This window comes from Bacteroidota bacterium (assembly GCA_039111535.1).
Lineage (GTDB): Bacteria > Bacteroidota > Rhodothermia > Rhodothermales > JAHQVL01 > JBCCIM01.
This window is the reverse complement of the sequence record JBCCIM010000205.1, coordinates 1-11,563: the sequence shown is the minus strand read 5'-3', so window position 1 is coordinate 11,563 and position 11,563 is coordinate 1. Positions and strand designations below refer to the sequence as shown.

Below are 11,563 nucleotides of genomic sequence, written 5' to 3'. Positions count from 1 at the left end.
CTTCTATGGCAGAGGGTGGACACAGGTCAGCAAAACAAACAGTGGCCTGTACCAGTCAGCCGGCCGGCCTACCCGCGCATATACCTATCGCGAACTGACAACAGACTACATCAACAAAAGAAGCTTTGATCTTTATTGGGACGATAGTGCCCGGGCACCTTATCTGTGGAGTGCAGATTCATCTACATTCATCTCTTTTGAAGATTCCCAGTCTCTCCGGCAAAAAGTATCATTTGTAAAAGAAAGGTCGCTGGGTGGAATTATGTTTTGGGAATATGGCCATGATGCAAATGGCGCGCTGTTGGATACGCTGGTCAGGTCGCTGGAGGAATAGGTTATGTTATGTGTGCGAATTAAATGCAGCACGCTAGTTCCGGGTGCCTGATTTGTGCGCCTGGGCATAAATGTAAAAAGCACGCAGGAATCAGGCTCCTGCGTGCTTTTTACGCATTCAGTTTTTCGTACCTGCTCCTACAATACCCAGCCTTTGCGGTATTCGTAGTGCAGATACTGGTTGGCATCGGGAGCGCCTATAAACTCGCCTTTCTTGGCGTCCCAGAACAACTTTCGGCCGTAGCCGGCTTTCAACGCGGCATTGCCAAGGAGCATCGTTTCTGTGAGCGGGCCGGCGTAGTCAAACGGACACGTGGCTTCTCCCATACCTTTACAGGCATTCACCCAGTTCATTTCATGGCTCTCCGCAATGCGTGGCAGGGTCTGCGGCACGTCTGCGTATTCCTTTTCGAGAATCTCAGGATAGAGGCGTGGGTTGTGGCCATACGTATCATAAACGACGACACCTTTCTCACCAATCAGGATGGCGCCTCCTGTCGGATTGATGGGTGCGTCTGCCGGCATGGCTGCAGGCCGGCGCGGCAGCAAGCCGCCATCGTACCAGGTCAGCTTGATCGGATCCCGGTATCCCTGGGCAAATTCGTAGTGCACTTGCGTGGCAAGCGGGAATGATGCCCGATCTTCGCCACCGTACGGAGAGCCGGCGGCTTCAATGGATGTTGGTGCTTTCAAATCGAGCGCCCAATAGGCATGATCGATCAGGTGCGCGCCCATGTCGCCGAGTGCACCGGTGCCGTAGTCGGTCCAGCCCCGCCAGGTAAACGGTGTGTAGGCAGGGTTGTAGGGTACTTTTTTGGCAGGTCCGAGAAAAAGGTCCCAATCGAGATGTTTGGGCACTTTTTCCGACTTGGCAGGCCGCGGGATGCCCTGTGGCCAGATGGGGCGGTTGGTCCAGATATGGGCTTCGTGTACCGGGCCAATCGCGCCGGCCCAGATCAGTTCAAGTAGCCGCCGGCCGTCGTCGTGGGAGTGGCCCTGGTTGCCCATCTGTGTGACCACCCCGGTTTCTTTGGCTACCTGCCGAAGTACACGCGCTTCGTGTACGGTATACGTGAGCGGTTTCTGGACGTATACGTGCTTTTTCATGCGCATCGCCATGGTTGCTGCCGGCGCATGGGTATGATCGGGCGTTGCAATAACTACCGCATCGATGTCTTTTTGATTTTCGAGCATCTTGCGGAAGTCTTTATACTTCTTCGCCTTTTCGTAAGCTTTTACCAGTTCAACCCGGTCCTCGCGAATTTTACCTTCCCGGTCTCTCATCGAAGACGCCACGCGCTCATCATCAACATCGCAGATGGCTACAATATTCTGGCTGGTGAGCGCGCTCATGTTCGATGCACCCATACCGCCGGCGCCAATGGCGGCGATATTCAATGTATCACTTGGTGCCAGGAATCCTGGTCCGCCCAGAATATGACGGGGCAGCACCATAGCGCCAAAAGACGCGGCAGCTGATTGGCCGACAAACTGCCGGCGGGAGATGGGTTTCTTCTTCATGATCCGGTTGCTGGTTTGACAGTGAACTTGGTACTGCTAGATTAATTCATTCATATCCTATACGCAAGTCAAATAGGCGCTGTACCAACTTGGATAACCAAAGCCTGTGTACCCAATCCAACTTGTTGGTTCTGATTACGTAGAACATGCCGATACGCATAATATCCCCGCGAGTAGTAATCCCACGATTAAGCGCAACGCGTTAATCCCCTATTTCTCACCGCATGTCGACAACTGCATCATATATAAGGAAAGGAATTGCCTTTGCCGCAATTCTGTTTGCTGGTGCCTTCGTCGGCTCGTACCTGGCCTCTGTAGTAGAGGGGGCGGCCGGACAAATAGAGTTTGCTGTGCCGGCCTGGTATGTGCTCTTTCCGTCCCTTGTCGGTTTGGCGTTCTTGGCCATTCTCATCCATGAACTGGGGCACGTAGCAGGTGGACGGGTTGCGCGATTCAGATTTGTCATGCTCATTGCCGGCCCGCTAAAAGTGGCACATGAACAGGGCAAGCTGACCTTTGGCCTCAACCGATGGGTACATTTGAGCGGTGGCATGGCACTTTGCATTCCGGAGAAAAAACTGGAAGCCGGCCCGGGCTACTTTTTATATATCGCCGGTGGTCCCATCGCCAGTTTGTTGGCTGCTCTGATTAGCGCGTTGCTTGCCATCTCCCTCCACAGCCCAACGTATGCAGATGCCTGGATGGGCTACGCAGTATTTTACTTCGTCTGCAGCGCGCTGTTTAATGGGGGCATTGCCCTGGTTACCCTGTTGCCACTACCAACTGAAGGGTACGACAATGATGGCAAACAATTACTCGATCTGATCAGGGGAGGGCGTCGGGTAAAGCGTAAATATTTGCTTCAGGCGCTAACTGCAGAGTCTATTCGTGGATTGCGCCCGCGGGATTGGTCTGCAGGCTATGTCGAAGATTTGTTAGCGCTGCAAGCAGGGGCGCCGGATAAAATAGACATCACGTGTTATCTGATCGCTTACTTGATGCACCTCGATCGGGGCGATATTGTGCAGGCCGGCTTCTTTATCGATAAACTCCAGGTTCAGGTGGCTGACGCGGCGCCTGTATTGCAGGCGTCCATCTGGTTGGAAGTGGTCTTCTTCCATTTGCGATATCGGAGAGATGTGAAGCTAGACCCCAGGCAGTATACATACGAAGGCCCATTCATTGAAAAACACGCCATCGCGAGGGTAGACGCGAGTCTGCTTGCTGTGCGTGGACAGTTCGAGGAAGCTGTGCAGCGGGCAAAGGAAGGGATTGCACTGAGTAAAGGTGCTACACTGCAGGCCGGCGTAGCAACGGCGGAGGCTGAATGGATGCAGCAGATCATTGAGGAAATTGAAGGCGTCTCAACCCCTGATGCAGCAGCAAATCAATAATGCACCGTGCCCTGTCGGGGTGTAGGTAAAACGCCTTACAGGTTGAGACAATTTTTGAGATGCGCCATGTTGTTCATGTCACTACGAGATGCCGGCTGTATGTTAAAGTCTAACGCCCAGGGCGCATAAACTTAATTGGGGGGTGGGGGGATATCCCAGGTGTCAAACAAAAACGCTATGCTTTGGCGCACGAATGCCCGGAAATCAGACAGGTTTTGGCGCATAGTAAGCAAAGATGAAAATAAATGACGCAAAAGTGTGGCAGTGGTACGTTTCTTGTAAAATAATGAAACACTGTTCCAAGCTAACTGCGCAGTCCATATAAAACCCTGCAGACTTCCCCCCTTATGCTTGGCAATGAACCGGTCGGATTTGTCTCCCGTCTCCATACCGGCCGAGGTTCAGAATAAACGCTCACACATCCCCAACCTACAAGCCCATGCAACAGACCATGCTTGCCATGGGGGCGCTACTCATCCTTGTAACGCTCTCAATGAATCAACAGCGCTCTGCGTTCCTCGTTCAGAAAAGCGCCTACCTCCGTGAAATGGAATCCGCAGCCGCAGACTTTGCGAAAGTTCGCCTGCACGAAGTTACGGAGCAAGCTTTTTTTGACGAAGCCCGTGTTAACATGGCCATTCTTGATACAGGGGTTAGTGATCTCACGCCGCCGGCAAGCTTTGGGACCGATCCATCTGAGGACGCTACAAACATAGCCGATTTTGATGATCTCGATGACTTTGAAGGGTTTGTTGATACAACAATGCACCAGCTGAACCTTGAACAATTCCAGATCAGGAGCGAATTCTCCGTCCGCTATGTACAGGCAAGTGATGGGAAAGGGGTGACATTTCCAACGCTTGCTAAAGAAGTACAGATCGAGGCCACAGTACTGGACCGCATCGGCGAAGCACAGGCTGTTGTACGTCTTCAAAAAATGGTCGTTATCACAGACTATCTCAACTAGGAAAGCCCCTCACTTCCATCGGGTACAATGCAGTTTTTGTTTGATCATATCAGCTCGTTTCTGGTTTTTGGCGCCATCATGTTGATTGTTGGCCTTGTGCAACTGCGCGGCATGCAGTCGAATGCAGAGACAACCGTCAATTACATGGTGCGCTCCAGCACGCTGGACATCTCGGAGATGCTCGAACGCGATCTGATGAATATGCGGACCCAGGCGCAAACCGATTCTGCGATTGCACGAGGTGTTTTTTCAGGGGGGGCATTGACATCATACCAGTGCCAATTTACGGCTAATGGAGATACTACTTTAATTTTCGAGTTTCCTTCTCTATCCGATCCACAAACAGATTACTCAGATCCGATGGCAGCGCCCGTAGCACAAGTGATGTACACGCTCGATCGGGAGTTGGGACATAACGTTTCCCGATTGGTTGGTGGCACAACCCAGACACATCCTTTATATCGCCTGAATAGATTTGTTGCCGGCTCTGGAGAAGGTTGGAGCGATTTGGGGGTAACGTTTTTCAGGGTTGAGTTTGCAGAAAACGGCAACCCTGTATTTCAATCACCGCTGACGGGTCAGTGTCCAGTTGCCCTGTCAAAGGTTCGTTTCCAGCTACAAATGGCACAGGAGGCGATGGACCAGATTTCAGATCAGGAATCCAGAACACAACTCAATTTCAGTCGCTATGGCGCTACTGTTGAATTGAGCAATTGGGATTAAACCTTACAGGAAAATAAAATGGGAAAAGGCGCATTGGTTATAGCCATCGCGGTGGTCTTTTCAACGCTGTTGGCCGTGTTTAACATGCAGGGCCAGGCCAATGAAACAGAATCACGCGAAAACAAAAAACGCTCTCTTGAAGTCGCCCGTGACCTGGCGATGACCGGCCGCAAGCTGGTGCTCACCCACTGGGTAGACAGCGAAGGAAGCAGTTCAATTTCTCAGCCCTTTACAGATACCCTGACAAGGGATGGAGGCAAAATCTGGATCGAAGACTTTTCTTTTCCGAGTGCCAATATCCTTGAGTTTCGGGCTTATGGCGCGTACGACTCAACCGTTCACGAAATCCGAAGCCGCTTTTCCTGGCAAGGCTTCGCGTTGAATCCTGTTCAATTCAAAGTTGGTGCATTGCAGCCCAGTATCTCGCAGCTTTCTGTGCTTGATTTGGAAAGCATTGCGCTCGATGATCAGAGTCTGCAAGATCTCGAAGACGTGTTTGTAGACGACCTTGAGCAGATTAATGATTTGTCTGAATGGGGACTGGGACTGACAGAAACCAGTGCTGCACTGGAAAATGCACTTATCAATGGCAATAAAAGCGCACTGGCATCGCAGTTACAGAGTTTTACGCAGGCAGAGCGCGACGCGTTTGATGGCCAGGCTGGCCTGTTTTACCCGGACCAAATCAGCGAAGCGGTTGAGGTTTATGCCCTTTCCAATCCGTCAGAACACCAGGTTGCAAGCAGTGCCGGCGACCTGAGCTCAACCTTTGGCCTCGATGGTAGTCAATCAATGTTAACCGTAGAAGGCGACCTGACCCTCTCTAGTGATTTTTCCGGCAAAGGAATTTTGGTAGTAGAAGGTGACTTGATTGTACCGCCAGGCGTTACATTCAATTGGGACGGGGTAATCCTGGTTAAGCCGCCGCAGAACAGCTTGAATCCGGCCATTAACCTGGGAGGCGACGTGACAATCGAAGGCGCCATTGTTGCCTTGCACGAAGGTTTGCCCAATACGGGGCACATGGATGTATCTGTATATCGTGATATGAGTGGCATCTGGTCTTCTGCATTTGGCCAGGACTTTCATCATTCGGAAATTCTACAGCATACACACGATTTTACATCGAAAAAAGGAAATCGTGTTGTTTTCCATTCAGACGACGCCGGCGAGCCTAATCATGAAGGTAATACGTACTTTAACGAAACGATGAGCCTGATTTCAGACAGCATCTTTTTCGAAATTGTGAATCAACACAATCATGGCCGCGGTGTAATCATGATCGATCGGACCACGGATGTGCCTGTGCTGCAAACTGCTGGCGGTGGTTTTGACCCGAGCATAGCCGTTCCTGGTAACGAATACCGCACCGAGGCCATGCCTATAGGTGAGCTTGAGCATTTTGATATCTCAATCACCCGTTTGAGTTCACTCAAGAAAATGTGGGATACGGGCGAAGATTATGATCCATGTTATCACCCAATTGGCAAAACGAGTGGACCCGATTGCGTCTGGGCAGATTTTAATCGCTACGGCTCCCTAGGGCTGAGAGCCTACAAACGAAATCGTGCTATAGGTCCGGATAAAATGGTCTATGAGGCCAGCCTCTATTGGCACCGCAGGACTGACGAGGAAGAAGACTTTGAAGATGAGATGGACGATCTTGCGAGCGACTTACAGTCTTCAGATTATGGCCTGGATCTGATCATTGGCGATAACACAATCATTCGAGGAGACAAAAGCGCGTTGCTGAGCCTTGGGGCGTTTAGCGGCCTGGCAGCAAATTTTGGGGTAACCAACCTCGGAACTTGGCATCGTCAGTGGGAAGCGCGTGACGCCAATAACCCATTGTATGTAACGGTGGTAACGCAGTAAAGCATTTATATCGGAAGAAGGATCTCCAAGAGATGGAAAAGCCCTGGCGTATGACCCACGCCAGGGCTTCTTTTTATTTCGGCATGTATTGCTCGGGAATAGGTTTGTTGCGCGTATCAAAGATTTCAGCAGCAATCCAATATCGGTCGCCATCGTGATAGAGCTGGATGCTGTTGATGCCGCGGCCACCTACAGGGCCATCTTCTGTAGTTTTCCATTCGTAGGTACTCCAGATGTGGGTCGTGGCACCGTATTGTTGGGTTTCGCGGTGGATTTCGTATTCGAAAAATCCTGTTTTACGCGCCCCGCCCATTCGGTCGTGAAAACCCTGAATCGTCATGGTGTTTGCCACAATTTCTCCTTCAGCGGTTTCATTCATGATAATAACCTGTGCATCCGGGATGTGAATGAACATGTCCCGTTCCCGGTCGGGTATGCTGCCGGCGGGTCCGGATACAATGTCGTAGTACGCGTGAATGATGCCGTCCAGCGTTGTAACGTCATCGACGGGTTGTGACTGGGCCTGCAGCGGGAGCGCGGTAAATAGAAAGAAAAAACAGGCAAGGCTTAAACGTATCAATTTCATATCAAACAAAAGGTAATCTCATAGGGTGTTTTGCGAAGTGCAACAACATGCCGTCGGTTGCTTCGAGGATAATTAAGCGCTCAGCACCAGGATAAAAAGCACAAACAGGAATGTGGGCAGTCGCGTGCCCACCCATGGGAAATGAATCCAATTATAGTCATCTCTTGATTATAGGGCAAATCCAACTGTTTTGTGATCGCGTGTTAGAAGAACAAGGGCATTGTTGTCTGCTGGTTGAATGCTACTTCTATGTGTCGCAAACAACCAAATGCAATCTTTAATGCGACATTAGAAAATCGGCATAAGGAATTGCGCTTACGACCGTGCCCGGGCGAATAAAACACGATATTGTTCTTCACCAGTGAAAAGCGTCGTGTCAGCAGAGAAATGCCAGACAAAGATGGGGTGCCAGCTTTGTTGGTTCCACCGACCGAAGCTGTCATCCAGGTGTTTAATGAGGGTAACCCGGTCGGCAAAGTATTCGAGCCGATGTGCCTGGGGGTGCTCAACAAAGAGCATCCGGTATTCCTTTTTATCCTGAAATGTGATCAGCGGCTGCCAGCCTTCTGCAGCAAGTTCATTAAAGGTGTTGTCAATTAGACTCGTAGCCAGTGTTTTGAGCGCCCGGTATCGTTTTGGTTGGTGCTCAACGCCCGTTTTACGTCTGAATAGCACGTGATACCGCTCGCCATATTCAACAACAAACTTGGGCTCCCAGCCCACGCGGCCGTGGTGGTTGAAGGTATCATCGAGATGCCGGGATTCGTCGACGATTAATTTCATGTACTCTGCGTCTGCATTTGGCCTGTTTTTGTCGCGGGTAAAAATGATGCGGTGTTTGAAGGTGTCGCGGATAATAAACACGGGCATCCAGCCGGCCGCTGCCTCCGTGTTGACCACATCCTGCATCTGCTTCATCATCCCGTCGACGGTTTTGGCCTGGTATTCCAGCGTGAGGGCCCGTCGCGTCGGGTCGAGGGAGCGCCTGAACAATACGCGTTTTCTCAGTTCGTCTTCGATGATAAACGCCGGCATCCATCCTTCAGGAGCAAGCTTGTTGAGCAGATCATCAATGTCTTTCGACTTTACTTTCTCGGCCCGAAATTCCATCGAGGGCGGGTTGACGGGTACTGCAAGGGCATTGGATGCAAAACATACAAGCAGGAATAGCTGATAAAAGAAAAGTTTCTGTGGGTTTGAAAACTTCATTGCGTATTGTGCTCGTCTAGTTCAGCTATTTCTTGAGTGTGGCGCCGGGCATGCCAGTAACAGAGTGGCCCCAGGATCATGTAGACATGACCGGGTCCGCCAATCTGTATCCCTATTTTCAAAACGGCCATGACAATCGAAAGTCCACCTACGCCAGCCAGTATCAAGTAGTGCCGCGCAAAAAAGGCTGCTTCTTTCTTTTGAAGAAACGACAGGTTGAGCAGCCTACTTTTTCGGTGTGCATGCCAGTACATTAGCGCAACAAAAAAGAAAATTGCGACAAACCCCGCACTGTAAAGAATAAACATCAGCGCCAAATCGTCCGCATTCCGCATCCCCATGTTTGTCGGTATGCCCATCAACATATTGACGAGCCCCTCTGACATAAATTTAAGGGGGTATACATAGAAAAGGATGACAAACAACAGGCAGGCGTTCAAGACAATATTTACGTTGTCGGCCAGCGGGAATCTGCGGAAGTAGGCATGGTGCACACTCCATAGCATGAGCAAAGCGGCGAAACGCAAACCGAATGCTATAAATCCACGCAGGTCATCAAGTAACGCAGGAAAACTCTCCGGTACCTCGAGAGATACCACGAGCAATGTGGCTGAGAAAGCAAAAACTGCGTCGCTAAACGTCTCGAGCCTGGTCGAATTCGTTCTCTTGTCGATAGGTTCTGCCTGCATGTACCCGGACGTTTGTATAGGAGGGGGCAGGGCTATTTCATCGACCGATAGGCTTTGAGCCAGGCCTGTGCCATCAGGTAATTGCCGGCCGGTGCGGGATGCACGCCATCCGGACACCAGTAAGAAACCGGTGCTTTTTCGAGCGCTTCATCAAACAATCGTTGAAAAGGCACCCAGCCGGCGTTGTAGTCCATCGCTATGTTTTTTGCAGCTTCGCGGTATGCGTTAAACGCAGGATACCACTTCGTGTTGTCGATCGCTGTGCCGCCATCAACAGCAAATGGTTCTGCAATGATAAGCTTGAGATCTGGGAGCGCAGAGAGCGTGAGGTCGAGCATGTTACGCAGATCTTCTTCGTAAACCGCAACTGTACCCTTGTAATCGTGGGTAAGGGTATGCCAGAAATCATTTACGCCGATCATGATGCTCAATAGATCGGGTTTGAGGTCCAGGCAGTCTTCTTTCCACCGTGCGGCGAGTTGGTGTACTTTATTGCCGCTGATGCCCCGGTTGTAGCACTGCCAGTCTTTTTCCGGCTGTCTACCGAGCAATTCTGAGGCAATAAGGCTCACGTAGCCATTTCCAAGGCTTCCAGGGCGATTGGCCTGTTGGTTTTTCTTGTCTCGTCCGGCGTCAGTAATAGAGTCGCCCTGGAAAAGAATTACATTGACATCGTCGGGGAAAACATCGAGGTCAACGTCTTCAAGCATGCCGGGTAGGCTGAGGCCAAAACCAGCGCCAAGTGCGGATTTCTTTAGGAACTGACGGCGGGAGTTTTTCATGGAATTGCTGTAATGAATAGAGCGCGTTAATCCAAACGGTGGCATTACTGGGTATTTTAAGGAGTTTGGTCTAGAAAAACCTGAATAATTTTGATAAACGCCGGCGTGTTTTCCCATGGCACCCGATGGCAGGCATTGGGGATAACCACATGTTGAACTGTTGGACAGTGTGTTTGGAGCATCTGCCCGATGGTGTGGTAGCGCGTATCTTTTTCGCCCGTAATATATAAGATGGGAGGGGTTTGGAGGGCTGATAAGGCGGGGATGAGATAAGATTGCTGCCCTTTTGAGAACCGGGTGAATGTCGCTGCGACTTTGCGTCGATCAAAGGTGTTGAGGTCGGGTTTTGTTGGGTTGGGGATACCGCCAAATACAGGGAGTTCATTCCATTCTTCTAGCAAGATTTCCCACGGCTCATTGCTGAACCGACCGGCCCATTTTGTGTCCCATGCCAACTGTTTCTTACGCTCGGATTGAGTTTGATAGCCGGGGTGCGCGCCGATTACCACAACGCCTGTCCATAAACTTGGCTGTGAGCATGCCGCATGTAATGCCAGCCTCCCACCCAGCGAGTAACCGAGTAGCCATTGGGATTGGTTATCTGCAATGGCTGCAACTGAGTTGGTAAAGTGGTTGGTCCAGGAGGTGAAGTCTGTTGCCGGATTACGCCACAGGCTGGGGCACTTTAAAGCAAGTGGCTTGCCTTGATACGACCAGCAGTTTTTGAAAGGGTGCCAGACGGATGGTTGTTGCAGGTTGCCGTGTAAACACCAGAGGTTCATGCCGCGTTAGGCTGAAGGAAGCGTAATTTTGAATGTGGTGCCAGATCCTGGTGTGCTTTCAACTTGGAGCAAGCCATTGTGGCCTTGTGTGATAATGTCAAAACTGAGCGATAGTCCAAGCCCAGTACCGCTGCCGGCAGCTTTGGTCGTAAAGAACGGTTCGAAGACGCGTTCCCGAATACGTTTTGGGATGCCTGGGCCATTATCCTGCACGTGGATTTCTACAGCCTGCGGCAGTTTCACGGTTTTAACTGTTAACTCGGGCTCGTAGGTGGTATCGCCTTTTTCCACCTTTTCCTGCATAGCAAAAAAGGCGTTGTTGAATAAGTTGATGAGCACCCGTCCGATTTCCTGCGGTACCATCTCCAGTTCTCCGGCCTCTTTATCAAATTCCTGGGTGATAGAGGTATTGAAGTTAGCAGATCGGGCGCGCATCCCGTGGTATGCAAGGTTGATGTACTCTTCGATCAAATCATTGATCTCTACTTTTTGTCGCGTACCCTGAGAACCGCTCGCATGTTGCATCATGCTGTTCACGATACTTGCTGCACGCCGGCCATGCTTGGTGATGTGCCTGGCATTTTGCTTCAAGTCATCAATAATGTCACCAGCCTCTTCCTCATTCTTAATGGCGTCTGCCAGTTCTTCAGCCAGTTCAATGGAGATTTCAGCAAAGTTGTTTACAAAATTGAGGGGATTTTT

The 11,563-nt window shown here is 50.7% G+C and carries 12 protein-coding genes; 5 read left to right on the top strand and 7 right to left on the bottom strand.

Features of this window, described 5'->3' with window-relative positions; translation table 11 throughout:
- A partial coding sequence (locus tag AAF564_22670) for a glycosyl hydrolase family 18 protein (protein MEM8488371.1) occupies window positions 1-334 on the top strand: 334 nt, incomplete at its 5' end.
- Window positions 335-471: 137 nt separating this feature from the next.
- Here the strand turns inward: AAF564_22670 and AAF564_22665 are convergent.
- Window positions 472-1,854: a Gfo/Idh/MocA family oxidoreductase gene (locus AAF564_22665; GenBank protein MEM8488370.1), complete on the bottom strand. Its 1,383-nt coding sequence runs from the start codon at window positions 1,852-1,854 to the stop codon at window positions 472-474.
- A 224-nt stretch (window positions 1,855-2,078) separates the two neighbouring features.
- Here AAF564_22665 and AAF564_22660 point away from each other — a divergent pair, with 224 nt between their 5' ends.
- The 4 genes from AAF564_22660 (at window position 2,079) to AAF564_22645 (ending at window position 6,813) form a co-directional block, all read left to right on the top strand.
- Window positions 2,079-3,248 carry a hypothetical protein gene (locus tag AAF564_22660; GenBank protein ID MEM8488369.1) on the top strand — a complete coding sequence of 390 codons (1,170 nt, stop codon included), beginning with the start codon at window positions 2,079-2,081 and terminating at the stop codon, window positions 3,246-3,248.
- A 439-nt stretch (window positions 3,249-3,687) separates the two neighbouring features.
- On the top strand, window positions 3,688-4,215 hold the full coding sequence (locus AAF564_22655) for a hypothetical protein (GenBank protein MEM8488368.1): 528 nt from the start codon (window positions 3,688-3,690) through the stop codon (window positions 4,213-4,215).
- 27 nt (window positions 4,216-4,242) lie between these two features.
- Window positions 4,243-4,938, top strand: coding sequence for a hypothetical protein (locus tag AAF564_22650; protein ID MEM8488367.1), 696 nt, complete (start codon window positions 4,243-4,245; stop codon window positions 4,936-4,938).
- An 18-nt stretch (window positions 4,939-4,956) separates the two neighbouring features.
- Window positions 4,957-6,813: a hypothetical protein gene (locus AAF564_22645; GenBank protein ID MEM8488366.1), complete on the top strand. Its 1,857-nt coding sequence runs from the start codon at window positions 4,957-4,959 to the stop codon at window positions 6,811-6,813.
- Between the two features lie 73 nt (window positions 6,814-6,886).
- On the opposite strand, the gene AAF564_22640 is transcribed toward AAF564_22645, so the two are convergent.
- The 6 genes from AAF564_22640 to AAF564_22615 all read right to left on the bottom strand — a co-directional run.
- Window positions 6,887-7,399 (bottom strand): hypothetical protein, encoded by a 513-nt coding sequence (locus AAF564_22640; GenBank protein MEM8488365.1) that lies wholly within the window; start codon window positions 7,397-7,399, stop codon window positions 6,887-6,889.
- 315 nt (window positions 7,400-7,714) lie between these two features.
- Window positions 7,715-8,608 (bottom strand): hypothetical protein, encoded by an 894-nt coding sequence (locus AAF564_22635; GenBank protein ID MEM8488364.1) that lies wholly within the window; start codon window positions 8,606-8,608, stop codon window positions 7,715-7,717.
- Window positions 8,605-9,297 carry a TMEM175 family protein gene (locus AAF564_22630; GenBank protein MEM8488363.1) on the bottom strand — a complete coding sequence of 231 codons (693 nt, stop codon included), beginning with the start codon at window positions 9,295-9,297 and terminating at the stop codon, window positions 8,605-8,607. Before AAF564_22630 ends, AAF564_22635 begins: the two co-directional genes overlap by 4 nt.
- Window positions 9,298-9,329: 32 nt before the next feature.
- On the bottom strand, window positions 9,330-10,079 hold the full coding sequence (locus AAF564_22625; GenBank protein MEM8488362.1) for an SGNH/GDSL hydrolase family protein: 750 nt from the start codon (window positions 10,077-10,079) through the stop codon (window positions 9,330-9,332).
- Window positions 10,080-10,135: 56 nt separating this feature from the next.
- Window positions 10,136-10,861: an alpha/beta fold hydrolase gene (locus AAF564_22620; GenBank protein ID MEM8488361.1), complete on the bottom strand. Its 726-nt coding sequence runs from the start codon at window positions 10,859-10,861 to the stop codon at window positions 10,136-10,138.
- A 6-nt stretch (window positions 10,862-10,867) separates the two neighbouring features.
- Window positions 10,868-11,563, bottom strand: a 696-nt coding sequence (locus tag AAF564_22615) for a sensor histidine kinase (protein MEM8488360.1), incomplete at its 5' end; no start/stop codon positions are given.

Bases quoted from the DNA above. Each gene is read 5' to 3' on its own strand.
- AAF564_22665 (MEM8488370.1), bottom strand. From the start codon at position 1,854: ATGAAGAAGAAACCCATCTCCCGCCGGCAGTTTGTCGGCCAATCAGCT.
- AAF564_22645 (MEM8488366.1), top strand. From the start codon at position 4,957: ATGGGAAAAGGCGCATTGGTTATAGCCATCGCGGTGGTCTTTTCAACG.
- AAF564_22650 (MEM8488367.1), top strand. From the start codon at position 4,243: ATGCAGTTTTTGTTTGATCATATCAGCTCGTTTCTGGTTTTTGGCGCC.
- AAF564_22625 (MEM8488362.1), bottom strand. From the start codon at position 10,079: ATGAAAAACTCCCGCCGTCAGTTCCTAAAGAAATCCGCACTTGGCGCT.
- AAF564_22630 (MEM8488363.1), bottom strand. From the start codon at position 9,297: ATGCAGGCAGAACCTATCGACAAGAGAACGAATTCGACCAGGCTCGAG.
- AAF564_22635 (MEM8488364.1), bottom strand. From the start codon at position 8,608: ATGAAGTTTTCAAACCCACAGAAACTTTTCTTTTATCAGCTATTCCTG.
- AAF564_22660 (MEM8488369.1), top strand. From the start codon at position 2,079: ATGTCGACAACTGCATCATATATAAGGAAAGGAATTGCCTTTGCCGCA.
- AAF564_22620 (MEM8488361.1), bottom strand. From the start codon at position 10,861: ATGAACCTCTGGTGTTTACACGGCAACCTGCAACAACCATCCGTCTGG.
- AAF564_22640 (MEM8488365.1), bottom strand. From the start codon at position 7,399: ATGAAATTGATACGTTTAAGCCTTGCCTGTTTTTTCTTTCTATTTACC.
- AAF564_22655 (MEM8488368.1), top strand. From the start codon at position 3,688: ATGCAACAGACCATGCTTGCCATGGGGGCGCTACTCATCCTTGTAACG.